Origin of the sequence: Streptomyces sp. YIM 98790 (assembly GCF_011421595.1) — a bacterium.
Classification (GTDB): domain Bacteria; phylum Actinomycetota; class Actinomycetes; order Streptomycetales; family Streptomycetaceae; genus Streptomyces.
In genome coordinates this window covers 10,127-36,862 of sequence record NZ_WTLH01000015.1, presented here as the reverse complement: position 1 = coordinate 36,862, position 26,736 = coordinate 10,127, and the positions used below count along the sequence as shown (strand labels likewise).

Here is a 26,736-nt window from a genome sequence, read left to right as displayed (position 1 = left end):
CAGGAGCCATGCATGGGCACCTGGGGAACCGGCCCGTTCGACAGCGACCTCGCCGCAGACTTCGTCGATGAACTTGAGGGACTCACCCACCAGCAGGTCGTTGACGTGCTGGGGCAGGCATTCCGGCGAGTCACCGACTCGGGAGAACGCGTCGATGGCGGAGACGGGGCCGAAGCTGTTGCCGCTGGCGCTCTCGTCGCGAGCACCCTCCCGGACAGTCCCGTCGTGATTGACCCGGACGACGGTCCCAGGGAACCGCTGCCCGAACTGCCAGCCTCCCTTCGCGCGTCGGCGAGACTCGCACTGGACCGGGTTCTCCAGGACGGGTCCGAAATGGCAACCGGCTGGGTGAACAGCGCCGACGCTGACGAGTGGCGCCAGGAAGTACGACAGATCCTCCAAGCACTCGAAACACCCAATGATCACTAACCGTGACCGCTTCACGGAAGTCGTGCCAGAACCCATTCTGGTGTACGAAGCCACCCTCGCAGGGGCCGCCGAGGACCCGCCTCGACCGCCTGACCAGCCAGGAACCCTCTCCCGGCAGTCCCGGAGCGGTCGCAAAGACTCCGCAGAGCGGCCGCAAGAGCCTGTCCGGGCCCAAACGCCAGCAAGCGGGAAACGGCCAGGTCATTGGGAGACCAAGAAGCGGCCCAGCATCAACTGCGACGCAGCGGCGTCGCCAGGCCGAGGCGCCCGCAGCACGGATGCGGCACACACGAGGCCGGGAAACTCCGTGAACACGTGGGAACCACAGAGGAGCGTTTCCGCAGGTCAGGCAGCCACCAGTCGACGATTCCGTAGCTCACAGCCCCGCCGGGGCAAACTCCTAACAGGTCATCTCATTTGGCGTTCGGAACGCTTAGAACGAGCAGGGCAAGCTGGTGCAGCCGTTGGTAGTACTGGCGGCCTGATGGGGCGCTGATCTGCGGAATGACTCGAGTCAGGTCCTCAAGGCGGGCCTGCAGGATGCGTCTGCGCTCCGGATCGAGGGCGCCGCCGTTGTTGAGCCACGTGCAGACGCAGCCTGCGGTATCCGCGTCGAGCATCACCATGTCGATGCCTTCGAACTCAACACCTCGCAGGCCGGCGGGGAAGTCGGCGTCGAGGTGCTCCCGCCACAGTCGGGCCGCGTCCCGCATCTGCTCGGACCTGGTCACCGAGCCATCATCCTGCACCCGGCCGTGTCCTCGGTGCAGGTCAGGTGTTCATGCGGCGGTAGCAGATAAGGGTGCAGGCGATGCTGGTGAAGGCGAGGAAGTGCTCGGCCTTGCGCTCGTAGCGGCGGTGAAGGCGTCGGCAGCCGGTGAGCCAGGCCATGGTGCGCTCGATGGTCCAGCGGTGCCGGCCCAGCCGCTGCGAGGTCTCGACGCCCTTGCAGGCGATGCGGTGCCCGATGCCACGCTGGGACAGCCATCGCCGCAGGTGAGCGTAGTCGTAGCCCTTGTCCGCGTGGAGCTTTCCGGGCCTGCGACGGCGCGGCCCGCGGCGGGAGCGGATCGGCGGTATGCCCTGCACCAGCGGGATCAGGGCCTGGCTCTCGTGGAGGTTGGCTCCGGAGATGCCGACGGACAGGGGCAGACCGGTCCGCTCGGTGATCAGATGGATCTTCGACCCGTACTTGCCCCGGTCGAAAGGATTCGGACCGGTCAGGTCCCCCTTTTCATCGCCCGCATGTTCACCGAGTCGATCGCGCACCGCGACCAGTCCAGTTCACCCCGGCAGCCGAGCTCGTCCAGGACCAGGCGATGCAGCTGGCCCACACCCGGGCCCGGGTCCACCCGGTGAACCGGCGGTGGGCCGTCGCCCCGGACGGCCCGAACGATGCGGCGGGCAGCTGCTGCCAGGTACACCCCGAGGTGGCCACGAAGATGATCGCGGCCAATACCTCCCGGTCGCCGTGCCGGCGCCGGCCACCGCCCTGCGGCCGCGACGGCGCCTCCGGCACCACCCGCTGGAACAGCTCCCACAGCTCGTCCGGCACCAGCCGCTCAACGATCCCTGCCACGGCCAAGAGCCTACCCAGCCAAATGAGATACTCCTAAAGCGGGTGTCGCAGGTTCGAATCCTGCCGGGGGCACCGGTTGACGACAGATGTGCGCAGGTGAGGCCGGGATGCCCCGGCCTCACGGCCGTTCGGGCGCGTATGCAGACTGGTCCGGCGGGGTCGGGCAACGGAATCCCGTCTCCCGGATGTCGCCCGGATGATCAACGCGCAGGGTGCGCTGCCCGCCGCAGTGGGCCTTATGGACGCCGAGCATGACATACTTGAAGTATGGCAACACGGAAGATCACCATCACCGTGCCGGAAGAGCTGGTGGAGTCGATCAAGGAGCGTGTCGACGCACGCGGAGTGTCCGGTTACATTGCGGCGGCCGCCGCCCACCAGGACGCCATGGACCGGCTGCGCGAACTGGCCGAACGCCTCGAGGAAGAACACGGCGCCGTAACCGACGACGAGCAGCAAGCCGCGCTGGACCGCATCGCCGCCATCGACGGCTGGCATGACGAGCAGGACTCGCAAGCGGAAGAGGCCGCGTGAGCCGCACTGCCCGAGCGAAGGTGCACCGGCCCAGGCAGCGCGTCTTCGTGTTCGACGCCGAGGCTCTCTCCAAGGCGGTACAGGGGGACCGGGACATGGTCGCGTTGATCAAGACGGCTCCACGGCTCGACATCCCGATCGTCACCTCGGCACTCACGACCCTGGAGGCATGGAACCCGCGCGAAGGGTCGAGGCAGGCGCTGTGGAGCTGGACGCTGTCCCGGATTCGCATCGTGCACACGGACGACCAGGTGATCAGCCTGGCGCGCGACATGCTCAAGGCAGCCGGCCTGCACGGGCACAAGTACGCCATCGACGCCGTCCTGGCGGCCGTGGCCGGGCGGGAATCCGCGCAAGGGGCCCAAGCGACCGTCTTCACCTCCGACACCGACGACATGGGGCAGCTCCTCGCCGGCCACTCCGTGCGAGTCGAGAAGGTCTGACGAAACGCCCGCATCTCATCTTGGCCACTCCCCCGAGCGAACCACGCCTCCGCCGGACGACGCCCGCCGGCACACATGCAGCACACACCGGAACGGGAAACACCGGGAACGCGGGGGAACCGCCGAGGAGTGGTTTCGCAGGTCAGGCACTCCGCGGCCATCATCAATGCTGGTCAGCGGCCTTGCCGGAGGAAACTCCCAAAGCGGGTGTCGCAGGTTCGAATCCTGCCGGGGGCACACCGAAATCCCCAGCTCGCCGGCCCTTCCGCCCACCGGGCGGAAGGGCCGGCGCCGCCGCAGCACACATGGCGGCACACCCGGGGCCGGGCAGGAGCCGCCCCGTGCCCGCCGAGGACGACCTCGCCGCCCGCCCGAGCCCTGCCCCCACCTGGCGACAGGGGTTGATCGCCGTCCGCGCCCGCCCGCCGCGTCTGTACGGGGTGATCGGCGCCCCGTACCGGCCGGCTCCTGCGAGGTGACCTGAACCGGAGAGACGAGAAGGGCTTCGTCCGCCTCCACGTCGTCATGGGCGTCGAGGGCGACCGGTCGCTCGCCGACCATCTGCACCACGCCACCATCACGACCCGTTTCACCCGCGCCTGCATCCTGCCAGTGCCGGGTCCGGCCGCGCCTGATCGGGGCTTGCATCCAGTACCCGGGTACAGGTTCACCGTCATAAGTGCCCAGAGGCGGGGCCGTGATGACGGGAGTGAGCGCGATGACCGATCCGGAACGGATGCCGCAGTCCTGCACCCTGACGACGACGCGCCCCGACCGTGACGACGTCATCGGCCCGCCGCTCTGCCTCGCCGGTATGGCCGTGATCATGTTCGTGCCCCGCAGCCGCTGATCTCACTCGTCCTCGGCGTGGACGTCGGAGCCGTGGGTCTGAGTTCTTCGTCGCGGGTCACCGGGCTGTCCCGGGATCGTCGTCCGGGTTGTCGCCGGTGTCCGGGTGGAGGAGGCGGTCCAGCGCGTGGGCGGCGTGGGTGGCGGCGTCGGTGAAGGGTTGGAGGACGAGGTCGGTTCCGGCGGCGGCCAGGCGGTGGGCGTCGTGGGGGTTGTGGGCGGTGAGGACGATGCGCTCCCGGTAGCCGTGGTGGCGCAGTGCGTGCAGCAGGGCGAGGTTGGTCTCCGGCAGGGGGATGGTGCTGATGACGCAGCGGGCCCGGGCCAGGGGGAGGGTTTCGAGGAAGTGGAGGTCCTCGGCGCTGCCGAAGATGGCGGTGATGCCGGGGCGGTCGGTGCGGGCGACGCGGTGCGGGTCGAAGTCCACGGCCAGGACGCGGTGGCCGGAGGCGGTGAGGTGGTCGGCGAGTTGTCCGCCGAAGCGGCCCAGGCCGTAGAGGATGACGTCGGCTTCGCGTTCGTGGCCGGTGATCTCGCGCCGGCGGCTGTCGGTGCGCTCGAACCGGGTGAGCCAGGGTTCCAGGCGGCGGTAGAGGGGGTGGGAGTAGAGGATGAGGTAGGTGGAGCCGCCGATGGTGATCAGCCCGACAACGGTGATGAGGCTGACGGTGGCGGCGTCGATATGGCCCAGGGAGAGGCCGAGGGCGGCCAGGATGAGGGAGAACTCCGAGATCTGGGCGACGGTGAGTCCGGCGAGGAAGCCCACCCGTACCGGGTAGCGCATCGCCGTCATGATCACTACCACGATCAGCGGGTTGCCGACCAGGACGAACAGCGAGAAGACCGCGGCCTCGGCGAGCCGGCCGGCGGCGTCGGTGAACTCCAGGCGGGCGCCGAGCTCCAGGAAGAAGAACAGCAGCAGGAAATCGCGCAGGCTGACCAGCCGGGCGCCCAGCGCGTCCCGGTAAGGGGTGGTGGCCAGGGAGACCCCGGCCAGGAAGGCGCCGACCTCGGTGCTGAAGCCGAGCCAGTCGCTGAGCGCGGCCACCGCCACGGCGTAGGCCACGCCGAACAGCACCAGCAGTTCCTGGGAGCGGGCGATGTGGTGCAGCAGCCAGGGCAGCACCCAGCGCATCAGCACGGCGATGCCGGCCAGCAGCCCCAGCCCTTTGGCGAACACCAGGGCGATGTCCTGGGCGACGCTGTCCCCGGTCTCCTGGCCGAAGGCGGTCAGGGCGATCATCACCAGCACCACGACGATGTCCTGCACGATGAGGAAGCCCACCGCGATACGGCCGTGCAACTGCTCCAGCTCCCGCTTGTCGGACAGCAGTTTGACGATGATGATCGTGGAGGAGAAGGTCAGCGCTACCGCGACATACAGTGCGGTGACGGTGTCCATGCCCAGGCCGAGGGCGATCAGGTAGCCGATCACCGAGGTGAACACCACCTGGCCCAGGCCGGTGGCCACGGCGATGGGCCCGGTGGTGCGGATCAGATGCAGGTCCAGCCGCAGGCCGACCAGGAACAGCAGGATGGCGATGCCGAGCTGGGCGAGGACCTCGATGGTGCCGGCCGGCTCCACCCAGTCGGCCCCGGCCGGCCCGGCCAGGATGCCCACGGCGATGAAGGCGACGATCAGCGGCTGCCGCAGCCGGGTGGCCACCAGCCCGGCCAGAGCGGTCAGCGCAAGGACGGCGGCAAGGAGCGGGAAGTCGTGCAGTTCCATGACGGCGGCCGTTCACGGTCGGGGCGGAGTCGGGGCGTGGTCAGGGGCCGGGGCCGGCGGGGAAGAGCAGTACGTCGCAGGGGGCGTGGCGCAGCATCTGCCGGGCGACGCTGCCCAGCAGCGCGTAACCGGTGCGGGAGCGGCCCCCGGTGCCCAGTGCGGCCAGATCCGCCCCGTACCGGCCGGCCAGCGCGGGCAGCTCCTCCCACGGGCTGCCCGTGGCGACCAGGGTCCGCGCCGGAGGCGGCTGCAGATGCTGGGCCTGCCGCTCGATGACCGGGCGGACCTGCTCCACTCGCGTCCGCCGCAGCCCGGACAGCTCCTTCTCGGCCAGCTCCTTCTCGGCCAGGTGCTTCTCCTGGCCGGTGCTGCGCGGGCGCAGCCCGGCCAGCAGACGCATGCGCAGCAGGTGTTCCCCGGGGATGGTGCTGACATGCACCGCCAGGTGTTCGGCGCCCGGGGTGAGCGCGGTCCCGGCCCTCGCGGCCTGCAGGGAGGCCGGTGTGGCGTCCAGGGCCAGCAGCACCCGGCGGTAGTCGAATGCCGGCGGGGTGCGCACCGCCAGCACCGGGAGGCGGGCGACGCGCGCCAGGTGTTCGGGCACGCTGCGGCGCAGGGCGCGGGCCGGGCCGGGCGCCCGGGGTGCGCCGGTCACCACCAGGTCAGCGTGCGTCTCCCGGGCCCGTGCGGCGACGTCGGCCGCCACGCTGCCGCCGTGTATCACCCGTGCCAGCACCTGGGCCCGGGGCGCGTGCTGGTCCAGATGGGCGGAGAGACGAGCCGAGGCCAGATACGCGGACACCGGCTCTTCCTCGGGCGTGATCACGGTGACCGCGTACAGCTGCGCCGCATGCCGGGACGCCAGCGCATGAGCCCGCTGCACGGCGAACGAGGCCGCCGTGGAGAGGTCGGTGGCCACCAGAATCCGCCGGGGTGTCCGGGGGTGTACTGCCATGGTCCTCTGCGCTCCTGGGACGAGCCCTTTGCGACCAGGGTATGCCCGGCTCCACGCCTGGTGGTTCAGGACACGGCGTGACCTGGGGCATTGCCCCGGCGGCGGAGACTGGCGGAGGATGGGCGGCGGGATCGGCCGGGAACCGGAACGAGGAGGGCGGGCTGTGTCGGCTCCGCGGATGAGCACCACGCCCCTGCCGGGCATCGGGGTGCGCTATGACTTCAGCACCAAAGAGCACCGGCATCTGTCGGTGATCGCGCACCGGGACGGCTCGCGCACCCTGAACGCCTACCGGGCCGACGACCCCGACGCCTGCGCCCTGGCGCTGCATCTGAGCGAGGGCGAGACGGCCTCGCTGATCGACGCGCTGATGCCCGAGCACCACAACCCGGGCCTGCTGTCCACCACCGGCCTGGGCCTGGTGGCCGAGCGCGTGGAACTGCCCTCCGCCTCGTACTGGAACGGGCGGCTGCTGGGGGAGACCCGGATGCGGACGGAGACCGGGGCCTCGATCGTGGCGGTGCTGCGCCGCTCGGCGGCGATACCCTCCCCGGCGCCGGATTTCCGCATGGCGGGCGGAGATGTCCTGATCGTCATCGGTGCCCGTGAGGGCGTGGACGCCGCCGCCGCGATCCTTGAGCGGGAGTGAGCCGGTGCATTCCGCGGTCATCCTGATCGAGTTCGGTGCCATCATCCTGGGCCTGGGGCTGCTGGGCCGCTTCGCGGGCCGGTTCGGCATGTCCCCGATACCCCTGTATCTGCTGGCCGGGCTGGCCTTCGGTGAGGGCGGGCTGCTGCCGCTGGGCGCGAGTGAGGAGTTCGTCGCCATCGGCGCCGAGATCGGCGTCGTCCTGCTGCTGCTGATGCTGGGTCTGGAGTACACCGCGTCCGACCTGGTGAGCAACCTGCGGACCCAGTACCCGGCCGGGCTGGTGGACATGGCGCTCAACGCCCTGCCCGGCGCGGCGATGGCGCTGCTGCTGGGGTGGGGTCCGGTGGCCGCCGTGGTGCTGGCCGGGGTGACCTGGATCTCCTCCTCCGGCGTCATCGCCAAGGTGCTCGGCGATCTGGGCCGGCTGGGCAACCGGGAGACCCCGGTGATCCTGTCCATCCTGGTGATGGAGGATCTGGCCATGGCCGTCTACCTGCCTGTCCTGACCGCCCTGCTGGCCGGCACCGGATGGGTGGCCGGCGGGCTGACCCTGGCCATCGCGCTGAGCGTGGCCGGGCTGGTGCTGTTCGCCGCCCTGCGCTACGGCCGGGTCATCTCCCGCTTCGTCTCCAGCGACGATCCGGAGAAGCTGCTGCTGGTGGTGCTGGGCCTGACGCTGCTGGTGGCCGGAATCGCCCAGCAGCTGCAGGTCTCCGCCGCCGTGGGTGCCTTCCTGGTCGGCATCGCGCTCTCCGGCGAGGTGGCCGAGGGCGCCCACACCCTGCTCTCCCCGCTGCGCGACCTGTTCGCCGCCGTGTTCTTCGTCTTCTTCGGCCTGCACACCGACCCCGCCAGCATCCCCCCGGTCCTGCTGCCCGCCCTCGCCCTGGCCGTGCTCACCGCCGGCACGAAGATCGCCACCGGCTACTGGGCCGCACGCCGCGCCCGCGTCTCGGCCAAGGGCCGCTGGCGCGCCGGCGGCGCCCTGGTGGCCCGCGGCGAGTTCTCCATCGTCATCGCAGGACTGGCCGTCACCGCCGGGGTGGAGCCCGCCCTTGGCCCGCTGGCCACCGCATACGTCCTCATCCTCGTGATCGCCGGGCCGCTGACCGCCCGCTGGACCGAGCCGCTCGCCCGCCGCCTGACCGAACGCCGCACCCGCGTCCAGGCTCCCGCCCCGGCCCCCGAACGCACCGCCGAGGAGGCCACCGAACCCGCCCCCGTCGACTGAACCCCCCACCGGGAAGGCCCACCCTGGCCCCCTCCTCATCCCGGCGCCGCCCAGGCCCTGGCCGCACCGGCCGTCTGCCTCGGCGCAGCCGGCGGCCTGGCCAGGACCGTCCCCCGCCTCCTGGCCCGCGACCCGGGCCGGCGCCACAACACCCGACACCACCCGCTGACCAGCGCCGCCGTCCTCACCGAGCGCTTCGGCCGCACCCGCCACGCCGAGACCATGGTCCGCACCTACGAGACGCTGCTCGCCCTGCAACCGCTGTACGGCGTCATCGGCGCCCCCTACCGCCCCGTTCCCGGCGGCCCGACAGCGGACGAGGGCGACGACATCACCTATCCCTTGCCGAGGCCCTCCGCGGCGCCGGCCGCGACGCCGTCCGGGCCGCCCGCCGCCCCACCGCTCACCTGCCCACCCGGTGACCGGGCGGGCCGCGGCGGCGGCGGGGGTGCGGAGCGGGCCTATCCGTGGAGCTCCGCCTGGCGTCGCCGGAACTTCTTGCGCCAGGCGAGGGAGACATAGACCAGGGCCACCAGAACGGGGACCTCGATCAGGGGACCGACCACGCCGGAGAGGGCCTGCCCGGAGGTGACGCCGAAGGTGGCGATGGCCACCGCGATGGCGAGTTCGAAGTTGTTGCCCGCGGCGGTGAAGGCAAGAGTGGTGGTGCGCTCGTAGGTGTAGCCCATCATCCGGCCGGCGGCGAAGGTGCCGAACCACATCACGGCGAAGTACGCCAGCAGCGGCAGCGCGATGCGGGCGACATCGGCGGGCTCGGAGGTGATCGTCTTTCCCTGGAGGGCGAAGAGGATGACGATGGTGAACAGCAGCCCGTACAGCGCCCAGGGACCCAGCCGCGGCAGGAAGGCCGTCTCGTAGCGTTCCCGGCCCAGGCGGCGTTCGCCGATACGGCGGGTGAGGTAGCCGGCGGCGAGGGGGATGCCGAGGAAGATCAGCACGTTGAGGGCGATGGACCACGAGGAGATGGCCAGTTCCTCGCCCTGGCCCAGGCCCAGCCAGCCGGGCAGCAGGTCGAGGTAGAACCAGGCGAGCAGGCCGAAGGCGAGCACCTGGAAGACGGAGTTCAGCGCCACCAGCACGGCGGCGGCCTCCCGGTCGCCGCAGGCCAGGTCGTTCCAGATGATGACCATGGCGATGCAGCGGGCCAGGCCGACGATGATCAGCCCGGTGCGGTACTCCGGCAGATCGGGCAGGAAGATCCAGGCCAGGGCGAACATCACGGCCGGGCCGATGATCCAGTTGATCAGCAGGGAGGCGGCCATCAGTTGCCGGTCGCCGGTGACCGTGTCCAGCCTGTCGTAGCGCACCTTGGCCAGCACCGGGTACATCATGACCAGCAGACCGAGCGCGATGGGCAGCGAGATGCCGCCGATCTCCACCGCGGCCAGTGCCTCGTCCAGTCCGGGGACGGCCCGGCCCAGGCCCAGCCCGGCGGCCATGGCGGCCAGAATCCAGACCGCCAGGAAGCGGTCCAGGGTGGACAGGCGGGCGACGATCCCGTCGGCCGGGGCACCGGAGACACTCTCCGGTGCGGGCCGGGTGCCGGCGGTGCTCACGGGCAGGCCCTTTTCGTGTCGGCGGTGCGGGTGGCGCGGGCGGCCTCGGCGAGGGCGGCGAACTGCCCGGCCAGGGTCTCCATGACCTCGGGGACGAGGCGGTAGTAGGTGAACCGGCCGCACGGCTCTGTGTCCACCACCCCGGCCTCGCGCAGCACCCGCAGGTGGTTGGAGAGATTGGTCTGCTTCGCTCCGGTCTCCACGACCAGGTGGGTGGTGCACAGTGTCTCGTGGGCCAGCAGGGTGACGATCTTCAGCCGCAGCGGATCGGACAGCACCCGCATGAGCTCAGTATCGACTGACATCAGCATGGACTGATACTCTCATATCAGCCGGAGCTGATGCCAGTCCGGTTCCCTGGCCCTGTTCGCCGGAGGGACAACCCCCATGACCGCACTGTCCTCGCCAGCGCCGTCCGAGGAACGCTTCCGCGAGATCGCCGGCCGCCTGGCCGCCCGCCACAAAGGCCGTTTCTCACGGGAGACCGTTCAGCAGGTGCTCGCCGACTCCTACACCCTGCTCGCGGCCACCGCCACCGTGCCCACCTACCTGCTGGTGCTGGCCGAGCGCTTCACCCGCGAACGCCTCACCGCCCTGGCGCACCTGGAGACGCCGGCCACGGGCACCCCCCGGGTGCTGTTCGTCTGCACCCGCAACGCCGGACGCTCGCAGATGGCCGCCGCCCTCCTCGCCCACCGCGCCGGGGAGCGCCTGCAGGTCTCCTCCGCCGGTACCCGGCCCGCCGCCGGCCTCGACCCCGGCGTGGCGGCCGTGCTGGCCGAACAGGACGTTGCGCTGGCCGACGCCTACCCCAAACCCCTCACCGACGAAGTCGTGCGCGCCGCCGACATCGTCATCACCATGGGCTGCGGCGACGCCTGCCCCGTCATCCCCGGCCGCCGCTACCTGGACTGGCCCCTGCCGGACCCCGACGGCGCCCCGCTCGATGCCGTGCGCGCCGTCCGCAACGACATCGACGCCCGCATCACCGAACTCCTCGCCCTCCTGCCACCGGCATCCTGAACACGACAACCGCACACACACCCCTGCCCGACAAGGAAGACCACGCCCGTGACCACCACCCCCGTCGCCTCCGTGCTGTTCGTCTGCGTCCACAACGCCGGACGCTCCCAGATGGCCGCCGGTTACCTGCGCCACCTGGCCGGTGACCGCATCGACGTCCGATCCGCCGGCTCCCTGCCCGCGGAACAGATCAATCCCGCCGCTGTCGAGGCCATGAAGGAGGAAGGCATCGACATCTCCGGACAGCAGCCCAAGGTCCTCACCCCCGAAGCCGTCCAGGCGTCGGACTACGTCATCACCATGGGCTGCGGCGACGCCTGCCCCGTCTTCCCCGGCAAGACCTACCTCGACTGGGAACTGACCGACCCCGCCGGCAAGGGGGTGGAGGCCGTGCGCCCCATCCGCGACCAGATCCGCACCCGCATCGAAGCCCTCATCGCCGACATCGACGCCCGCACGGCCGGGTGACACCGCACCGTCCCGCAGGCCGCGGGGCTGCACCGCGCGGAGGCCGAAGGCCCGCCGGCCTCCGAACAGCGGGTGGTCGACGGCCGCGTCCGGCGGGTGCACCGGGCGACCGAGGCCGGCCGCAAGGCGCTGGCCGAGGACCGCAGGGCACGGGCCGAACCGGCCCGCGAAGTCCTCGGGGCAGAGGGCCGGGCCGTAGCCACGGGTCGGTCACCGCGACGGCCGGACCCTCCAAGGAGATGCTCGACGAGGTCATCGGGCATGCCCGGGAGGACATCGGCAAGGTGACCGAACCCAAGGCCCAAGCGCTGTTCGAGACCACGGCCGAGGTCTGCACCGGGCTGAAGACCGCGTACGAGCACTACGAGCAGGACGAGCCCGCCCGGCAGCGCTGACCGACCCCGCCCTGCGCTACCGGGCGCGGCGGGCGGCCCTCGCCGGGGGCCAGGGTCCAGGCGGAGGCGTTGGCGCGCTCCGCGACGCCCATGACGGACCGGGGCACTTCGAGTCGCTGAACAACACCGGCCTCAAGCTGAGCCAGGCCGATCTCCTGCGCGACTACCTGTTCATGAAGCTGCCCACCCGCGGCGAGCACGTGTACGAGACCTACTGGCTTCCGCTGCAGGACAGCCTGAGCAACGACGAGCTGGAACAGCTCATGTGGCTGCAACTGGTGCTCGACGGGGACGACCGGGTGCGCCGGCAGGATCTGTACGCCGCTCAGCAGCAGCGCTTCGAGCGTCGCGGTGCGGCGAGCCGGACGGCGATCGAGGGGGAGATCGAGGGGTACATCAGGGAGTTGTACCGCCGCGGCGCCCTCTTCCGCCGGATTCTCCACCCCGAAGAGGAGCCGGACGACTCGGTCCGCGCCCCTCTGCACCGCCTGCACACGTGGCAGGCCCAGGGCACCTATCCCGCGCTGATGCTGTTACTCGACCGGCGCGAGCGCGGGGACCTGGACTCCGCGGACACGGCCCGCGCGATGTCGTACATCGAGAGCTTCCTGGTGCGCCGGATGATGTGCCGGGTGCCGACGAACAACCTCAACCGCATCTTCCAGGCAGTGCCCGGACAGCTTCCGTTCGACATGCCGGTCGCGGACGGGCTGCACCAGCTCCTCTCCGCCGAGAACCGCTTCCGGCCCGACGACGACGAACTGCGCGAGAAGATCCACAAGGCGCCCTTCTACCAGTACGGTCGCTGGCATCAGCGCAAGATGGTGCTCCAGCGGCTGGAGGAGAGCTACGGACACCAACCACCCCTTCGAGCGCAAACAGGATCTGCTCCGGGGCAGTCACCTGGAGATGAACCGCCGCATCGTCGCCACCGACCGCTGGGGCGCGAAGGAGATCCGCGCCCGGGCCGACGAACTCGCCGATCGCGCCATCGCGCTGTGGCCCGCCCCGCTGCGCGGAGTCGGACGTGCGGAGCGGAGCCGGGACTGGCAACTGGTCCACCAGGTGCTGGCCACGCTGCCCCACGGCACCTGGACGTCCTACGGTGATCTCGCGGCGTTCATCGGTTCCGGCGCCCAGGCCGTGGGCAGCCATCTCGCCAGCACACCGGGGGTGGCCAACGCGCGATGACGCTCTACCCGGGCAGCGGGCGCGGTGGCACCACGGAGGTGGTGTTCCCGTACCTCGCCGCGCGCCGGCCGTTCACGGACCGCGCGCAGCGCGCCGAACTCCTCAGGCGCCTCAACGAGCTGGAGGGCGTCGACATCCCGGAGGGCAAGCTGGAGCTGCGTCCCGGTTTCCGCCTGTCGGTGCTGGAGAAGGACCGCAACCACGAGCTGCTCGTGGAGACCCTGACATGGTTCCGGGACCGCTGGGAGAGCCGGGACAGGGACTGAGCCACGGCTCCACGTGCTGCCCGACGCCCTGCCGACTGCCCGGGCGCCGGCCATCCCGCTCGCGGCATCCCGCCCGCGGTCCGGGACCCCGGCCCGGTGGACGGGGCCCTGGCCCGGCGGCCGGACCCGGGCACTTCCCCCCCTGGGGGAGCGCATGTGCCGGGCCGGGGGTGGGCAGGTGCAGCGGGTGTGGGCGCTCCGCGCAGGGACTGGCGGCGCGGGCGGCCGTCGTGGGCAGGGGAGGAGGCTGCGCCGTGGCAGTACGTCCGCCGCCGCCGGAATACCGGTCCGGTCACGGCGCGCAGGCCGGGCGGTGGCGTGACCGGCGGGCCGCCCTGCTGGCGACGCCGGTGTCGATGTGGCGGGACGATGTGACGGACTGGGCCGCCGCCCTGACCTACTACGCGGTGCTGAGCGTGCTGCCCGCCCTGGTCTGCGCGATTTCGGTAACGGGCCTGACCAGCCCCGAGGCCACCGGGAGCCTGGTCGAGCACGTCACCGCGTGGGTCCCGGCCGAGGCCGGTGCCACCCTGCGCCAGGCCCTGAGCGACCGGGCGGAGGAGCGGGCCGCGGCCCTGCTGGTGGCGATCGGCTCGGGTACCAGCGCGCTGTGGTCGGCGGTCAGTTACCTCGCCGTCTTCCGGCGGGCGCTGCACGGCCTGTACCGGGTGACGGACCACCGCACTCCGTGGCGGCAGGCGCCGCGCATTCTGGCCACGGCGGTCGTCCTGCTGCTGCTGATGACCGCGAGCGTCACGGTGCTGGTGGCGCCGGGGGCGCTGGCCGGTCTGGTCGGCGACGGGCTCGGGGTGCGGGGCGCGGAGGCGGTGGACTGGCGGCTGCTGCGCTGGCCGGTGCTGGTCTGCGCGGCCACCCTGATGGTGCTGGTGCTCTTCGGCAGCGGCCCCCGGCAGGCCCGGCGGCTGCGGCATCTGCTGCCCGGGATCGTGCTGGCCGGTGTGTGCTGGCTGGCCGCCTCGGCCGGTTTCGCCGCCTTCGCCTCGGGTCTGGGCACCTACAGCCGCCTGTACGGGTCCCTGGCCGGCACCGTGGTGTTCCTGATCTGGATGTGGATGACGAATCTGGCCCTGCTGGCGGGAGCGCAGTTCGCCGTCGAGCTGGGCCGCATCGCGGCGCGCCGCGCGGACACGGACACGGAGACGGACGCGGAGACGGACAGGGACGCGGATGTGGAAGCGGGCCCGGGCCGGGTGCCGGCCGACCGGCGGGACCGCCCGGTGCGCCCGCGGCACCAGCAGCCGTAGCCCTGCTGCCGGGCCGCGGCGGACGGGTGGGGCGCGGGCGGGGGGGGGACGACGGCCGGGTGCGGAGCCGTCGTCCCCGTTGTGGTGGCCGGGGCCGTCCGCGCGGTGCGGACGGGCCGTCAGAGCTGCCGCAGGTAGTACATGGTGCGGGTTCCGCTGGTGGAACAGGACAGCGTGGTACGGGTGCTGGTGTAGGTGAAGCCCGGCGGGACGGTGCAGGCCCACAGGCCCGTCGAGGGGGTGCGCAGGTAGTACATGGTGCGGGTTCCGCTGGTGGAGCACGACAGGGTCGTGCGGGTGTCGGTGTAGGTGTAGCCCGACATGGTGGTGCACGCCCACAGGCCGTCCGCGGGGGGCTGGACGTAGTACTGGGTGCGGATTCCGGTGGTGGAGCAGGACAGGGTGCTGCGGGTGTTGGTGTAGGTGTAGCCGGACGGGACCGTGCAGGACCAGAACGCGGCGGCGGCCGACACGTCGGCCGGTGCCGGGGCGGCGGGCGCGGCCGGCGCCGCCGCCGATGCCGAGGTCGGTGCCAGGGCGGTACCGAGCATGACGGAGGCGGTGCCGACGCCGAGCAGCATGGACCGGAGCTTCGATCGCAGCATGGGAATTGCACTCCTGTGGGGTCGTCCAGGAGACAGAACCGACGGGTGGGGGCCGGCCGGAGTCTGTCCCGTGCTCCGGCCGCCGCAGAGCGCACGCCGGGGATGCTTGCAGCGGCCACCGGCCGCGGGCAAGGGGGCCTGTATCCATGACCGTCGATAATCAGCCGTACCCTCCGCAAGGGTGGGGATGCGGTGCCGCTGGGGTACGGGAGCGGGTCCGGGGTCGACCGTCTTCCGTGCGGAATTTCTCCCGGAAGGCGGCGGGACGACCCGGCACAGACATGGAGAACCGGTAAAGGTGAATCCAGTTCAGGTAATGGGAGGGGAAATACAAAGGAACTCTGCCGGGCGGCGGAAGGGAATTCTTTCCCCTGTCACCCCTGAAGCAACGGGACGCCCGGGAGCACCGGGGGGCACTCGGGGATCAGCAGTCACAGCAGCCCCTGGGAGAGGGACCAGGGCGTGAAGCACAGGGGTACGGCGTGCGCCCTCCGTGCGCCTGCGAGCCGATCATATGAATGCAACGAGCCGTACACATTGATTAATATGCCTACTGCACGCATCACGCGAAAAGGTGTGTGAAAGGTAAAGAGTTCACCTGCTGGTGCGACTGGGAGATCCGTAAATCCAAAGTTCATGCAAAATCCCTTCACGCGGACAATTTCTTTTCCCTAGCCTCTAAGCCTCGCCACGAGCGACGCACTGGGGAGAGTGCGTGAAGGGGAAGACCCGGGGGGCTCGGCGGGTGATGCAGCCTGCCGTCGTGCGCCTTCCGGGTGCGGATGTGACGCCACGCGGAGCGTGGCGTGGCCCAGGAGGGGTTTTGCTCACCGCTGCGTTCATTGTCGTTGTCTCGCTTGCGCTGTTCTGGATGGCCGCGTTCACCCTGTGGTGGCAGATGCACGCGTGGCGTACGCCCGAGGTGCTGGCCGCCACCCGCTTCCGCCGGCCGGACGGCGAGGCACAACTGTCGTTCTCCCTGCTGGTCCCGGCCCGGCACGAGCAGGCCGTGCTGGAGCACACCGTGGCCCGGCTGCTCCGCTCGGCCCACAGCGACTACGAGATCCTGGTGATCGTCGGGCACGACGACCCGGAGACCGCCGAGGTCGCGGAGCGGGCGGCGGCCCGGGCCCCGGAGCGGGTACGGGTCATCACGGACACCCATGAGAAGAAGAACAAGCCCAAGGCGCTGAACACCGCGCTCCCGCACTGCCGCGGCGACGTGGTGGGGGTCTTCGACGCCGAGGACCAGGTGCATCCGGAGCTGCTGGCACACGTGGACCACGCCTTCCGCACCACCGCGGCGGACGTGGTGCAGGGCGGGGTGCAGCTCATCAACTTCCATTCCAGCTGGTACAGCCTGCGCAACTGCCTGGAGTACTTCTTCTGGTTCCGCAGCCGGCTGCACCTGCACGCCCAGAAGGGGTTCATCCCGCTGGGCGGCAACACGGTCTTCGTGCGCACGGACGTGCTGCGGCAGGCCGGCGGCTGGGACCAGGACTGCCTGGCCGAGGACTGCGACCTCGGCGTCCGGCTCTCCAGCGAGGGCCGCAAGGTGGTCGTCGCCTACGACCCGAGGATGGTGACCCGGGAGGAGACCCCGGGCACCCTGCTCGCCCTGCTCAAGCAGCGCACCCGCTGGAATCAGGGCTTCCTCCAGGTCTACCGGAAGCGGGACTGGCGCCGGCTGCCCGGCCTGGGCCAGCGGATGCTCGCCCGCTACACCCTGATGACACCGTTCCTCCAGGCGTTCTCCGGCGTGATCATCCCCGTCAACGTGCTCGCCGCGATCTTCCTCGACGTACCGGTCGGGGTCGCCGTGTTCACCTTCCTGCCGCTGCTCACCGCCACCGTCACCGTTGTCTTCGAAGTCGTCGGCCTGCACGACTTCGGCGTCCAGTACGGGCTCCGTGTCCGGTTCGTCCACTACCTCAAGCTCATTCTCGGCGGCCCCTTCTACCAGGTACTGCTCGCGGGCGCGGCGGTCCGGGCCGTCTGGCGCGAGCAGCGCGGCCGCAACGAATGGGAGCTGACCCGCCACGTCGGTGCGCACCTCGGCCGAGAGGACGTCCTGCGGTGACCTCGACCCTGTCCGCAGCCGCCGGCAAGACCGGTCCGGCTGCCGAGACCGTCACGACCACGACCACGGCCCCCGGGACCACGGCCCCCGGGACGACCGAAGCCGCCGAAGCCACGGAGAGCACGCAGATGACGGCAGTGACGGCGGCGGCTCCGGCCACGGAGACCGAGCCGGAGACCGGGCCGGAGACCGGGCCGGAGACGGGGACCGGGACGGCGGCGGGCAAGGCCGCGGCGTCCGCCCGGCGGAGAACCGGCACCGCCCGCATACCCGCGGCAGACCTGCCCCGGCCGCGCGCCACCCGGGTCGATGTGCTGCTCTGCCTCGGCCTGCTCGCCGTCATCATGCTGGTCCAGGCCTGGAACATCACCAGGTTCCCCACCCTCAGCGACGACGAGGGCACCTATCTGGCGCAGGCATGGGCCGTGCAGCAGGGTGAGGGGCTGGCCCACTACACCTACTGGTACGACCATCCACCCGTCGGCTGGCTCCAGATCGCCTTCCTCACCTGGATACCCTCGCTGATCACGCCCGAGTGGATGACCGTCGCCACCATGCGGTACGCCATGCTGCCGGTCAGCGCGGCCAGTGCCGTGCTGGTCCACGCGCTGGCGCTGCGGCTGCGGCTGCCCCGCTGGTCGGCGCTGGCCGCCATGGCCCTGTTCGGCCTCTCCCCGCTCTCCGTGGTGCTCCAGCGGGAGATCTTCCTGGACAACCTGGCGGTGATGTGGATGCTGCTGGCCTTCTGGCTGGCCGCTTCCCCCAGCCGCCATCTGTGGCACCACTTCGCCGCCGGCCTGGCCGCCGCCACCGCGGTGCTCACCAAGGAGACCATGCTGCTGGTGCTGCCCGCGCTGCTGGTCACCATGTGGCGGCACAGCCACCGCGAGACCAGGAAGTTCGCCGTCACCGGCGCGATCACCTCCTGCGTGCTGGCCGGGCTGCTGTATCCGCTGTTCGCGCTGCTGAACAACGAACTCTTCCCGGGCACGGGGCATGTCTCGCTGATCGACGGCATCGTCTACCAGCTCAGCCGGCCCGGCTCCGGTTCGCTCTTCCAGGCCGGGACCGGCTCGCACGCCGTGGTGCAGTCCTGGCTCTACTACGACTCCGTCATCATCTACGGCGGCCTGGCCGGCGCGGCCCTGCTGGTGGTCACGCACCGCTGGTCGGTGACGGCCCGGGCCCTGGCCGGCCCGGCACTGGCCGTGGTGATCCTGGCCGTGGTCATCACCCGGCCCTCCGGCTACCTGCCGGCCATGTACGTCATCCAGGCGCTGCCGTTCCTGGCGCTGGTACTGGCGGCGAGCGCGGCCAGCGTCAGCCATGCGGTGCTGTGGCGGCGCCGCTCCGGGCGGGAGGGCCTCCCGCAGCGGCGCCCGGTCGCCGTGCTGCGCTGGACGGCGGCGGTCACGCTGGGCGCGGCGGCCGTCGCCGTGGTGGCGCCCACCTGGTACCAGGGCAACAAGACGGCGCTGACGCAGGACGCGAACGCCCCCTACCGGGCCGCGGTGGCGTGGATGGGCCAGGAGGTGGCCGAGCCGGCCACCACCCGGGTGCTGGTGGACGACGCCGTCTGGCTGGACCTGGTGCACCAGGGCTTCGAGCCGGGCACCGGCGTCATCTGGTTCTACAAGGCGGACCTCGACCCGGCCGTCACCGCGACGCTGCCGGGCGGCTACCGCGACATCGACTACGTGGTGTCCTCACCCACGGTGCGGCGGGACGCCGTTGACCTCCCCATCGTCAAGGACGCGCTCGAACACTCGACGCCGGTCGCCGTCTTCGGCGACGGCGAGGACCGGATCGAGATCCGGCGGATCGCAGGAGGCGACAGATGAATCCGTTCCCCGCCCGGCCCGGCACCGACTCCCTCGGCGCCGCCCGCGCCGCCGCACTCCCCGCCGGGGAGCTCGCGGCGGGCGATCCGGCCGCCGGCGACCCGGCCGCCGCGCCCGCCATGCCCGCGGCGCCCGCGGCGCCCGCCGTCCGGCGTCCCTGGCGGCGGACGGCCGTGTGGCCACTGGAGAACGTCCGCCCCGGAACCGTCACCCTGATCATCCCGACCTTCAACGAGGCCGGGAACATCCCCGAACTGCTGCGCCGGCTGAGCGAGTCGATACCGGCCGGCCTGGACTGCTCGGTGCTGTTCGTGGACGACAGCAAGGACGACACCCCGCAGGTCATCGCCCGAGAGGCACCGCACTGCCCGTTCCCGGTGTCGGTGCTGCACCGGGAGGTCCCGGAAGGCGGCCTGGGCGGCGCGGTCGTGGCGGGCATGAAGGCCGCCGGAACCGACTGGATCGTGGTCATGGACGCCGACCTCCAGCACCCGCCCTCGCTGGTGCCGGAGCTGGTGGCGGCCGGCGAGCACTCCGGCGCCGAACTGGTCGTCGCCAGCCGCTACATCCGCGGCGGCAGCCGCGCCGGGCTGGCCGGCGGCTACCGCATCGCGGTCTCCCGGGCCTCCACCTGGCTGGCCAAGGGCATCTTCCCGCGCCGGCTGCGCGGCCTCAGCGACCCGATGAGCGGCTTCTTCGCCATCCGCCGCAGCATCGTCACCGCCGAGACGCTCCGCCCGCTCGGCTACAAGATCCTCATGGAGCTGGCGGTGCGCTGCCGCCCGGGGACGGTCACCGAGGTGCCGTTCGTGTTCCAGGACCGGTTCGCGGGCGAGTCCAAGTCCACGGCCCGGGAGGGCATACGTTTCCTCCGCCATCTGGTGGAGCTGCGCACCGCCTCGGCCACCGCCCGGATGGCGGTGTTCGGGCTGATCGGGCTGACCGGCTTCCTGCCCAATCTGCTGGCGCTGTATCTGCTGACGGCCGGCGGTCTGCACTACCTGCCGGCCGTGGTGATCGCCAACCAGTGCGGTGTCGCCTGGAACTTCGTCCTCACCGAGCTGCTGCTGTTCCGGCACCGGCGGACGCACCGGCACTGGGCGGACCGGGCCGGGCGGTTCGCGGTGCTGGCCAATGCCGATCTGGTGCTGCGGGTGCCGCTGATCGCGCTGCTGGTGGAACGGCTGGGGGTGGCGGTGCTGCCGGCCACCGCGCTGGCCCTGCTGACCACCTTTGTGCTGCGGTTCGCCGCCACCGAGGTGCTGGTGTACCTGCCGCGCAGCGGCCGCCGGGCCGGGCGCGGGGGCGCCGCCGCGAGCCGGGCGGAGGCGGATGCGCAGGCGGGGGCGGAGACGGGAGCAGGAGCGGCGGCCGCGGTGCGGGCCGCTTCGGTGCCGGCCCCGCCCGCCGTCTGAGCCCGCAGCAGCACCCGCAGCACCCCGCAGGCAGCACCCCGCAGACGCGTACCGCCCTCGCACGACCCGTACCACCCGCATGACCGAAGGGACGACCATGCCCGCACCTCCGCCCGCACACGCCGTACCGCGGCGGCAGCGGCGCAGACGCAGAGCAGCGCTGCTGACCCTGGCGGCGCTGCTGCCCGCCGTACTGCTCACCACCGCGCCCGCGGCGACAGCCGACCCGAACCTGGTCACCAACCCGGGCTTCGAGACGGCCGGCACCGGCGACATGCCGCACTGCTGGTCCCGCTCCGGCTGGGGCGGCAACGAGTTCGTCATCCAGCCGACCGCCGACGCCCGCACGGGGAGCGTGGCCATGGAGGTCACCCTCACCGAGCGGACCGACGGCGACCGCAAGGCCCTGATCACCGAGAGCGCGGCCTGCGCGCCCTACGTGGAAGAGGGGCACCAGTACGACCTGTCGCTGTGGTACAAGGCCACCACCGGCTCCAACTCGGTGACGGTCTTCCGCCACGACACCACCCTCGGCTGGCAGTACTGGACCGACCTGCAGACCCTCGGCCCGGCCGCCGCCTACACCCGCACCGAGGTCCGCACGCCGGAGATCCCGCCGGGCACCGACCGGATCGCCTGGGGCGTCTCGCTCTACGCGGTGGGCACCCTGATCACCGACGACTACGCCATGGTGGACGCCACCGCGCCGGACCCGGGACCGGTCTGCACCGGCACCCGGGCCGAGTGCGAGGACGGCCGGTGGGACGTGCTGCCCGTGCAGAACCCGGTCCGCTCCATGCACTCGGTGGTGCTGCACAACGGCAAGGTGCTGCTGATCGCGGGCTCGGGCAACAGCGAGGAACTGTTCGCGGCCGGGACCTTCACCTCGGCCGTGTACGACCCGGCGGACGGCAGCTACACCGTGATCCCCACCCCGGACGACATGTTCTGCGCCGGGCATGTGCAACTGGCGGACGGCCGGGTACTGGTGATGAGCGGCAACCTGGCCTATCCGGACGCCGGGGGCACGCACGGCTACGAGGGTTACAAGGACTCCTACATCTTCGACCCGGCCACCGAGACGTACACCAGGACCAACGACATGAACGACGGTCACTGGTACCCCTCGGCCACCATCCTCGGCAACGGTGACGTGATCTCCTTCGGCGGGCTGCGCGAGGACTCCACGGGCAGCGTCACCGCCGAGCTGTGGTCGCACGAGCAGCAGCAGTGGCTGCCGTCCTGGCAGGTCAACCAGACCTGGTCGTTCTGGGGCCTGTACCCGTCGATGATCCTGATGCAGGACGGGCGGCTGTTCTACAGCGGCAGCCACGTCTTCGGCAACGGCACCCCGGGCACCGGTGCCTCGATCTACGACTACGACGCCAACACCATCACCGACGTCCCCGGGCTGCAGAACAAGGACGAGCGGGACCAGTCGGCCAGCGTGCTGCTGCCCCCGGCCCAGGACCAGCGGGTCATCACCATGGGCGGCGGCAACATCGACACCAACCCGGACGGCAACCGGCTGACCGACATCATCGACCTGACCGAGCCCGACCCGCAGTACGAGCCGGGGCCGCTGCTGCCGCAGGGCACCGTGGACCTGGGCGCCGGGCCGGTGCCGCAGACCGGTGACCAGGGCAAGATGTATGTCTCGGCGGTGCTGCTGCCGGACAGCACGGTACTGGAGACCGGCGGCGCCCTGCACAACCGTGCCGACCCGGTGTACGAGTCCTCCGTCTTCGACCCGGTGACCGGGACCTTCGACCCGGTGGCGCCCAACCCGGAGGCCTACGGCTACCACTCCTCCGCCTTCCTGCTGCCGGACGGACGGGTGATGGCCACCGGCGACAACCCCGGTGACGGTTCGTGGAACCACAACGTGTCCGTGTACACCCCGCCGTACCTGTTCCGCGGCGACCGGCCGGAGATCACCTCGGTGGCCTCCACCGAATGGGAGTACGGGTCGACGCAGCAGATCACGGTGGACTCGCCGATCGTCAGGGCGGAGCTGATCCGCCCGGCCGCGGTGACCCACTCCTCCGATCCCAACCAGCGGTTCGTGGACCTGCCGCTGACCGTCGACGGCGACACCGTCGGCCTCAATGTGACCAGCAACCCCAACCTGGCGCCGCCCGGCTGGTACATGCTGTTCGCGGTGAACGCCGACGGGGTGCCGTCGGTCGCGGAGTGGGTGCACCTGGGCGTGCCGGAGAGCGGCGCCGCGCTGGCCGCCACCACCACCGGCGGCCACCAACACCACGGCGCCATGGCGCTGTCCGGCGGCGGGGAGCCGCTCTCCGGGCTCTCCTCGGACTCGGCCGCGGCCGAGGGTGCGGCCGAGCGTGAGGGTGAGGCCGAGGGCGACGTACCCGCCGTGCAGGACTTCGCCAACGGCCTGACCGGCGAGGTGCGCGGGCCGGGGAAGAAGCGCGAGTCGGAGCCGGTGGACGTGCGGATCGCCGGCTGCGAACGCGCCTACGGCGCGGCCGGTGTCTGCGTGCCCGCCGCCTTCCCGCAGACGGTGGCGGACACCACCAGGGCACGGTGCGAGTGGCTGCGGCAGCACGGCTTCGGCCGGCTGGAGCTCAACGGCACCGAGGACCCGCTGCTGCTGGACCCGGGCGGCGACGGCATCGCCTGCGGCAAGGGCGATGTGCCCAGGCGCCACCGCCTGACCTGATGTCCCCGCCGGGGTGCACGGGCGGAACGGGCGTGTCCCGCCCGTCCGGCCCGCCCCGACGCGGCCGGACCGCCCGCGCACACTCCGCGCGGGCGGTCCGCCGTGTCGCGGATGCGGTGGCGGTGCGGATGCGGTGCGGATGCGGGGTGCGGAAGCCGGTGGGACGCTGAGAGGGACCTGCGCACGACGCCGTGGAGCGTGCCGCGCCACCGGGCGCACCGCAGTTCCACGCACCACCGCCGAAAGGTGGTCGAGGTGACACCTGCCGCGACGCATCCCCTGGACATCGAGGCGGACATCGATCCCCGGCTGAGCCGCTGGATGTGGCTGGTGAAGTGGCTGCTGGCCATTCCGCACTACATCGTCCTGGTCTTTCTCTGGATCGCCTTCTTCTTCGTCACCGTGGTGGCGTTCTTCGCCATCCTGTTCACCGCCCGCTATCCACGGGCGCTCTTCGACTTCAACGTCGGGGTGCTGCGCTGGTCCTGGCGGGTCGGCTACTACGCCTGGTACGTGCTGGGCACGGACCGGTATCCGCCGTTCACGCTCAAGGACGTGCCGGATTATCCGCTGCGGGTGCGGCTGGCCTATCCGGAACGCCTGTCGCGGGGCCTGGTGCTGGTCAAGTGGTGGCTGCTGGCGCTGCCGCAGTACCTGGTGGTGGCCGTCCTGACGGGCGCCGGGGGCGGCGGCGGCGACTGGGACACCGGCTACCGGATCGGTCTGGTGCCGCTGCTCACGCTGTTCGCCGTGATCGCGCTGCTGTTCACGGCACGTTACCCGCGGGGGCTGTTCGACTTCCTGATGGGCATGGTCCGCTGGACGATGCGCGTGGATGTGTACGCGTCGCTGCTGACGGACACCTATCCGCCGTTCCGGCTGGACATGGGCGGCCGGGAACCCGGGGCGAAGACCCCGGCGGCCACGCCCGCCGCACCGGGTCCGTCCGCCGCCGGGCCGTCATCGGGGCCGCCGCCCGGCTGATCCGGCTCCCGCCCCGGCCGCGGCCGCGGGTGCGGCGGCTGCGGCGTGGCCGCGCGCAGCCGGAAGACATGCCGGTAGGTCTGCGGGGAGACCGAGGTGACGCGGCGGAAGTGATGCCGCAGATTGGCCGCCGTGCCGAAGCCGGTGCGGCGGGCCACCGTCTCCACCGGCTCGTCGGTGACCTCCAGCAGTTCCTGGGCCAGCCGCACCCGCTCCTGGAGCAGCCACTGGAGCGGGGTGATGCCCAGGGTGTCCCGGAAGCGGCGGGCGAAGGTGCGTTCGCTCATGTGGCCGCGGCGCGCCAGGGCGGCGACGGTGAGCGGCTCGTGCAGCCGCTCCCGGGCCCAGTGCTGCACCGCGCCCAGGCCGTCCGCGCCGGCCTCGGGTGCCGGTGCCCGTGCCGGCGCCGGGCCCTGCCGGGCGTACTGGGCCTGGCCGCCCTCCCGGTGCGGCGGCACCACCATGCGCCGCGCCACCTCGTTGGCCACGGCCGCGCCGTGGTCGCCGCGCACCAGATGCAGGCACATGTCGATGACGGCCCCGGTGCCGGCCGAGGTGAGCAGTCCGCCCTCGTCCGTGTAGAGGGCGGCCGGGTCGAAGCGCACCTTCGGGTAGCGGGCGGCGAAGTCGGCCGCGTTGAGCCAGTGGGTGGTGGCCCGGCGGCCGTCCAGGATTCCGGCCTCGGCCAGTACGTACGCGCCGCTGCACAGGGCCACGATCCGGCGGCCCGCCCGGTGGGCCTCGCGCACCGCCACGACCAGGCCCGGCGGCGGCGCCAGCTGCCGGGACCGGGCGCAGGCGCCGACCACCACGGTGTCGGCCGCGACCAGCTCCTCCAGCCCGTACGGGGTGTCCAGCAGCAGACCGCCGGCGGTGCGCAGCGGGCCGGGTTCGGCGGCGCACAGCCGCAGCTCGTACCAGGGACGGGGGCGGACCAGTTCGCCGCGGTCGATGCCGAACACCTCGCAGGGGACGGCCAGCTCGAACGCGGGCGCGCCCTCGGTGACCGCCACCGCGACCACGGGGCGGGCGGGCCGGGTCTCCTCGTGCATGGCGGGAATTTATCGCACTACGGCATTTCTGCCACTGTCCGGTGCCGTGGCGGCTCGGCGAGGCTACCGGGCATGAGGGAAACGATCACCACGGCCGCCCCGGCGGCGGCGGTTCCGGCGGCCGGCGGACGGCTGACCACCGCGCAGGGAACCGCCCTGTACGTCGGGGCCGTGCTGGGCACGGGCGTCATCGCCCTGCCCGCTCTGGCGGCCGATGCGGCGGGCCCGGCCTCGCTGCTGGCCTGGCTGGCGCTGGCGCTGCTCTCCGCGCCGCTGGCCGCCGCGTTCGCCGCGCTCGGGGCCCGCCACCCGGACGCGGGCGGGGTCTCCACCTATGCCCGGCTGGCGTTCGGGGAGCGGGCCGCGGCCGTGGTGGGCTGGTGCTTCTATCTGGCCGTGCCGCCGGGGGCGACGGCCGCGGCGCTGTTCGGCGGCGGCTACGCGGCGGCGGCGCTGGGCGGCGGGGCCGCCACCGCGGCGGTCACCGCCGGCGGGCTGATGGTGCTGGTGACCGCGGTCAACGCGGCCGGCCTGCGGCTCACCGGCCGGCTGCAGTTCCTGCTCGCCGTGCTGCTGGTCACCCTGCTGCTGGTCGCGGTGGCGCTGTCCCTGCCGGACGCCCGGACCGGGAATCTCCAGCCGTTCGCGCCGCACGGCTGGGCCGCGGTGGGCGGGGCTGCGGCCATGCTGGTGTGGAGCTTCGCGGGCTGGGAGGCGATCACCCATCTGGCCGGTGAGTTCCGCCGCCCGGCGCGCGACCTGCCGCGCGCCGCCATGGCGGCGGTGGTGGTGGTCGGCGTGCTGTATCTGTCGGTGGCGTTCGCGGTGATCGCCGTCCTCGGCCCGGGCGCGGCCTCCTCGGAAGCCCCGCTGGGCGAACTCCTGGCCCGGGGGCTGGGCGGCAGCGCCCGCTGGCTGGCGGCCGGGGCCGCGCTGCTGCTGACCTTCGGCGCGATGAACGTGTACTACGCGGGCGCCGCCAAGCTGGGCGCGGCGCTGGGCCGGGACGGGGCCGCCCCGGGCTGGCTGGACCGTGGCAGCGTGGCGGGTGAAGTGCCGCGCCGCAGCCTGGCCCTGGTGTCGGGGCTGGCCTTCGCCGCGCTGGGCGCGGTGGCGGCGGCAGGTGCCGGGCCCCGGCCGCTGGTGCTGCTGGCGACCGGTTCGTTCGTCACCGTCTATGCGGCCGGGGTGGCGGCGGCGGTCCGGCTGCTGCCCCGGCGCAGCCGCGGGTGGTGGGCGGCGCTGGTGTCGCTGGCCGCGGTTGCCGCGCTGCTGCTGATGACCGGCCGCTACCTGCTGTGGCCGCTGGCGCTGACCGGCGCCGCCCTGCTCTACCTCCGCCTGCGCCGCAACCCCGCCACCGCTCCGCCCTGACCCCCCACCCCGGGCCGGGACGGCCGGGCACCACGGGCCGAGGCGCGGCAAGCAGCGCCCGGCCGGCCCCGCCCCGGCCGGCCGTGTGCGCGGCGAGTCCGGACGGCGCCGGG

At 72.1% G+C, this 26,736-nt stretch carries 26 protein-coding genes and 2 pseudogenes; 18 read left to right on the top strand and 10 right to left on the bottom strand.

The genetic code is table 11. The features are described from left to right. The first annotated feature begins 12 nt into the window (after window positions 1-12). Window positions 13-429, top strand: a complete 417-nt coding sequence (locus GQS09_RS04895) for a DUF4259 domain-containing protein (protein ID WP_165984727.1) — start codon at window positions 13-15, stop codon at window positions 427-429. Between the two features lie 413 nt (window positions 430-842). Here the strand turns inward: GQS09_RS04895 and GQS09_RS04890 are convergent, their stop codons facing one another. Together GQS09_RS04890 and GQS09_RS04885 are read right to left on the bottom strand one after the other, a co-directional pair. Continuing rightward, window positions 843-1,160, bottom strand: a complete 318-nt coding sequence (locus GQS09_RS04890) for a hypothetical protein (RefSeq protein WP_313895992.1) — start codon at window positions 1,158-1,160, stop codon at window positions 843-845. Window positions 1,161-1,200: 40 nt separating this feature from the next. Beyond that, window positions 1,201-1,999 (bottom strand): annotated as a pseudogene (locus GQS09_RS04885) (IS5 family transposase). 276 nt (window positions 2,000-2,275) lie between these two features. Between GQS09_RS04885 and GQS09_RS04880 the strand changes: the two are divergent. From GQS09_RS04880 to GQS09_RS30265, 3 genes are all read left to right on the top strand, one after another. Then, the gene (locus tag GQS09_RS04880; protein ID WP_093837550.1) at window positions 2,276-2,542 is read left to right on the top strand and encodes a hypothetical protein; all 267 of its coding nucleotides are present in this window, start codon (window positions 2,276-2,278) and stop codon (window positions 2,540-2,542) included. Window positions 2,543-2,589: 47 nt separating this feature from the next. Beyond that, window positions 2,590-2,985 (top strand): hypothetical protein, encoded by a 396-nt coding sequence (locus GQS09_RS04875; protein ID WP_313895991.1) that lies wholly within the window; start codon window positions 2,590-2,592, stop codon window positions 2,983-2,985. 718 nt (window positions 2,986-3,703) lie between these two features. Beyond that, complete coding sequence (locus GQS09_RS30265) at window positions 3,704-3,835, top strand: hypothetical protein (RefSeq protein WP_279577697.1); 132 nt, start codon at window positions 3,704-3,706, stop codon at window positions 3,833-3,835. Window positions 3,836-3,892: 57 nt separating this feature from the next. On the opposite strand, the gene GQS09_RS04870 is transcribed toward GQS09_RS30265, so the two are convergent. Together GQS09_RS04870 and GQS09_RS04865 are read right to left on the bottom strand one after the other, a co-directional pair. Continuing rightward, window positions 3,893-5,563, bottom strand: coding sequence for a cation:proton antiporter (locus tag GQS09_RS04870; protein WP_165984725.1), 1,671 nt, complete (start codon window positions 5,561-5,563; stop codon window positions 3,893-3,895). A 40-nt stretch (window positions 5,564-5,603) separates the two neighbouring features. Beyond that, on the bottom strand, window positions 5,604-6,518 hold the full coding sequence (locus GQS09_RS04865; RefSeq protein WP_165984724.1) for a universal stress protein: 915 nt from the start codon (window positions 6,516-6,518) through the stop codon (window positions 5,604-5,606). A gap of 178 nt (window positions 6,519-6,696) precedes the next feature. Between GQS09_RS04865 and GQS09_RS04860 the strand changes: the two genes are divergently transcribed. Together GQS09_RS04860 and GQS09_RS04855 are read left to right on the top strand one after the other, a co-directional pair. Continuing rightward, on the top strand, window positions 6,697-7,167 hold the full coding sequence (locus tag GQS09_RS04860; protein ID WP_165984723.1) for a cation:proton antiporter regulatory subunit: 471 nt from the start codon (window positions 6,697-6,699) through the stop codon (window positions 7,165-7,167). A gap of 4 nt (window positions 7,168-7,171) precedes the next feature. Then, window positions 7,172-8,401: a cation:proton antiporter gene (locus tag GQS09_RS04855; protein ID WP_165984722.1), complete on the top strand. Its 1,230-nt coding sequence runs from the start codon at window positions 7,172-7,174 to the stop codon at window positions 8,399-8,401. A 461-nt stretch (window positions 8,402-8,862) separates the two neighbouring features. Here GQS09_RS04855 and arsB read toward each other — a convergent pair whose 3' ends face one another. Next, entirely contained in the window at window positions 8,863-9,918 is a 1,056-nt protein-coding gene (arsB, locus tag GQS09_RS04850; protein WP_399552409.1) for an ACR3 family arsenite efflux transporter, read from the bottom strand. Between the two features lie 56 nt (window positions 9,919-9,974). Continuing rightward, window positions 9,975-10,289 (bottom strand): helix-turn-helix transcriptional regulator, encoded by a 315-nt coding sequence (locus GQS09_RS04845; RefSeq protein ID WP_165984720.1) that lies wholly within the window; start codon window positions 10,287-10,289, stop codon window positions 9,975-9,977. Window positions 10,290-10,365: 76 nt separating this feature from the next. On the opposite strand from GQS09_RS04845, the gene GQS09_RS04840 reads away from it, so the two are divergent. The 3 genes from GQS09_RS04840 (at window position 10,366) to GQS09_RS04830 (ending at window position 11,864) form a co-directional block, all read left to right on the top strand. Continuing rightward, window positions 10,366-11,001, top strand: coding sequence for an arsenate reductase ArsC (locus GQS09_RS04840; RefSeq protein ID WP_165984719.1), 636 nt, complete (start codon window positions 10,366-10,368; stop codon window positions 10,999-11,001). Between the two features lie 48 nt (window positions 11,002-11,049). Then, window positions 11,050-11,469, top strand: coding sequence for an arsenate reductase ArsC (locus tag GQS09_RS04835; protein WP_165984718.1), 420 nt, complete (start codon window positions 11,050-11,052; stop codon window positions 11,467-11,469). A 239-nt stretch (window positions 11,470-11,708) separates the two neighbouring features. Beyond that, window positions 11,709-11,864, top strand: coding sequence for a hypothetical protein (locus tag GQS09_RS04830; protein ID WP_165984717.1), 156 nt, complete (start codon window positions 11,709-11,711; stop codon window positions 11,862-11,864). Here GQS09_RS04830 and GQS09_RS29080 read toward each other — a convergent pair. Both GQS09_RS29080 and GQS09_RS29075 read right to left on the bottom strand, forming a co-directional pair. Next, window positions 11,831-12,307, bottom strand: a complete 477-nt coding sequence (locus tag GQS09_RS29080) for a hypothetical protein (protein ID WP_243761119.1) — start codon at window positions 12,305-12,307, stop codon at window positions 11,831-11,833. The two genes, GQS09_RS04830 and GQS09_RS29080, sit on opposite strands and share 34 nt — an antisense overlap. 90 nt (window positions 12,308-12,397) lie before the next feature. Next, entirely contained in the window at window positions 12,398-12,721 is a 324-nt protein-coding gene (locus tag GQS09_RS29075; protein WP_243761118.1) for a hypothetical protein, read from the bottom strand. A gap of 52 nt (window positions 12,722-12,773) precedes the next feature. On the opposite strand from GQS09_RS29075, the gene GQS09_RS29070 reads away from it, so the two are divergent. The 3 genes from GQS09_RS29070 (at window position 12,774) to GQS09_RS04820 (ending at window position 14,586) form a co-directional block, all read left to right on the top strand. Then, window positions 12,774-13,055 (top strand): MGMT family protein, encoded by a 282-nt coding sequence (locus GQS09_RS29070; RefSeq protein ID WP_243761117.1) that lies wholly within the window; start codon window positions 12,774-12,776, stop codon window positions 13,053-13,055. Next, on the top strand, window positions 13,052-13,321 hold the full coding sequence (locus GQS09_RS29065; protein ID WP_243761116.1) for a hypothetical protein: 270 nt from the start codon (window positions 13,052-13,054) through the stop codon (window positions 13,319-13,321). Before GQS09_RS29070 ends, GQS09_RS29065 begins: the two co-directional genes overlap by 4 nt. A 254-nt stretch (window positions 13,322-13,575) precedes the next feature. Next, entirely contained in the window at window positions 13,576-14,586 is a 1,011-nt protein-coding gene (locus tag GQS09_RS04820; protein ID WP_313895990.1) for a YihY/virulence factor BrkB family protein, read from the top strand. 119 nt (window positions 14,587-14,705) lie between these two features. Here GQS09_RS04820 and GQS09_RS04815 read toward each other — a convergent pair whose 3' ends face one another. Next, window positions 14,706-15,191 (bottom strand): hypothetical protein, encoded by a 486-nt coding sequence (locus GQS09_RS04815; protein ID WP_165984716.1) that lies wholly within the window; start codon window positions 15,189-15,191, stop codon window positions 14,706-14,708. Between the two features lie 871 nt (window positions 15,192-16,062). Between GQS09_RS04815 and GQS09_RS04810 the strand changes: the two genes are divergently transcribed. The 5 genes from GQS09_RS04810 to GQS09_RS29060 all read left to right on the top strand — a co-directional run bounded on the left by GQS09_RS04810 (window position 16,063) and on the right by GQS09_RS29060 (window position 24,197). Then, the gene (locus GQS09_RS04810) at window positions 16,063-17,271 is read left to right on the top strand and encodes a glycosyltransferase (protein ID WP_399552404.1); all 1,209 of its coding nucleotides are present in this window, start codon (window positions 16,063-16,065) and stop codon (window positions 17,269-17,271) included. A 128-nt stretch (window positions 17,272-17,399) separates the two neighbouring features. Beyond that, a complete protein-coding gene (locus tag GQS09_RS04805) occupies window positions 17,400-19,112 on the top strand; it encodes a glycosyltransferase family 39 protein (protein WP_165984742.1) in 1,713 nt (570 codons plus the stop codon). Further along, window positions 19,109-20,527, top strand: coding sequence for a glycosyltransferase family 2 protein (locus GQS09_RS04800; protein ID WP_243761115.1), 1,419 nt, complete (start codon window positions 19,109-19,111; stop codon window positions 20,525-20,527). Before GQS09_RS04805 ends, GQS09_RS04800 begins: the two co-directional genes overlap by 4 nt. Window positions 20,528-20,624: 97 nt before the next feature. Beyond that, the gene (locus tag GQS09_RS04795; protein ID WP_207957473.1) at window positions 20,625-23,213 is read left to right on the top strand and encodes a galactose oxidase-like domain-containing protein; all 2,589 of its coding nucleotides are present in this window, start codon (window positions 20,625-20,627) and stop codon (window positions 23,211-23,213) included. A gap of 255 nt (window positions 23,214-23,468) precedes the next feature. Then, the gene (locus GQS09_RS29060) at window positions 23,469-24,197 is read left to right on the top strand and encodes a DUF4389 domain-containing protein (protein WP_399552402.1); all 729 of its coding nucleotides are present in this window, start codon (window positions 23,469-23,471) and stop codon (window positions 24,195-24,197) included. Window positions 24,198-24,280: 83 nt separating this feature from the next. On the opposite strand, the pseudogene GQS09_RS04790 reads toward GQS09_RS29060, so the two are convergent. After that, a pseudogene (locus GQS09_RS04790) lies at window positions 24,281-25,249 on the bottom strand (GlxA family transcriptional regulator); the annotation flags it as partial. A gap of 72 nt (window positions 25,250-25,321) precedes the next feature. On the opposite strand from GQS09_RS04790, the gene GQS09_RS04785 reads away from it, so the two are divergent. Continuing rightward, on the top strand, window positions 25,322-26,623 hold the full coding sequence (locus tag GQS09_RS04785; protein ID WP_165984712.1) for an APC family permease: 1,302 nt from the start codon (window positions 25,322-25,324) through the stop codon (window positions 26,621-26,623). The last annotated feature ends 113 nt before the right edge of the window (window positions 26,624-26,736 follow it).

Excerpts from the sequence above, each read along its gene's own strand:
- GQS09_RS04830 (WP_165984717.1), top strand. The coding sequence starts at position 11,709 with ATGCTCGACGAGGTCATCGGGCATGCCCGGGAGGACATCGGCAAGGTG.
- GQS09_RS29070 (WP_243761117.1), top strand. The coding sequence starts at position 12,774 with ATGAACCGCCGCATCGTCGCCACCGACCGCTGGGGCGCGAAGGAGATC.
- GQS09_RS29065 (WP_243761116.1), top strand. The coding sequence starts at position 13,052 with ATGACGCTCTACCCGGGCAGCGGGCGCGGTGGCACCACGGAGGTGGTG.
- GQS09_RS04845 (WP_165984720.1), bottom strand. The coding sequence starts at position 10,289 with ATGCTGATGTCAGTCGATACTGAGCTCATGCGGGTGCTGTCCGATCCG.
- GQS09_RS04840 (WP_165984719.1), top strand. The coding sequence starts at position 10,366 with ATGACCGCACTGTCCTCGCCAGCGCCGTCCGAGGAACGCTTCCGCGAG.
- GQS09_RS04815 (WP_165984716.1), bottom strand. The coding sequence starts at position 15,191 with ATGCTGCGATCGAAGCTCCGGTCCATGCTGCTCGGCGTCGGCACCGCC.
- GQS09_RS04810 (WP_399552404.1), top strand. The coding sequence starts at position 16,063 with ATGGCCGCGTTCACCCTGTGGTGGCAGATGCACGCGTGGCGTACGCCC.
- GQS09_RS04800 (WP_243761115.1), top strand. The coding sequence starts at position 19,109 with ATGAATCCGTTCCCCGCCCGGCCCGGCACCGACTCCCTCGGCGCCGCC.
- GQS09_RS04785 (WP_165984712.1), top strand. The coding sequence starts at position 25,322 with ATGAGGGAAACGATCACCACGGCCGCCCCGGCGGCGGCGGTTCCGGCG.
- GQS09_RS04870 (WP_165984725.1), bottom strand. The coding sequence starts at position 5,563 with ATGGAACTGCACGACTTCCCGCTCCTTGCCGCCGTCCTTGCGCTGACC.
- GQS09_RS04880 (WP_093837550.1), top strand. The coding sequence starts at position 2,276 with ATGGCAACACGGAAGATCACCATCACCGTGCCGGAAGAGCTGGTGGAG.
- GQS09_RS04860 (WP_165984723.1), top strand. The coding sequence starts at position 6,697 with ATGAGCACCACGCCCCTGCCGGGCATCGGGGTGCGCTATGACTTCAGC.
- GQS09_RS30265 (WP_279577697.1), top strand. The coding sequence starts at position 3,704 with ATGACCGATCCGGAACGGATGCCGCAGTCCTGCACCCTGACGACGACG.
- GQS09_RS04895 (WP_165984727.1), top strand. The coding sequence starts at position 13 with ATGGGCACCTGGGGAACCGGCCCGTTCGACAGCGACCTCGCCGCAGAC.
- GQS09_RS04795 (WP_207957473.1), top strand. The coding sequence starts at position 20,625 with ATGCCCGCACCTCCGCCCGCACACGCCGTACCGCGGCGGCAGCGGCGC.
- GQS09_RS04865 (WP_165984724.1), bottom strand. The coding sequence starts at position 6,518 with ATGGCAGTACACCCCCGGACACCCCGGCGGATTCTGGTGGCCACCGAC.
- GQS09_RS04805 (WP_165984742.1), top strand. The coding sequence starts at position 17,400 with ATGACGGCAGTGACGGCGGCGGCTCCGGCCACGGAGACCGAGCCGGAG.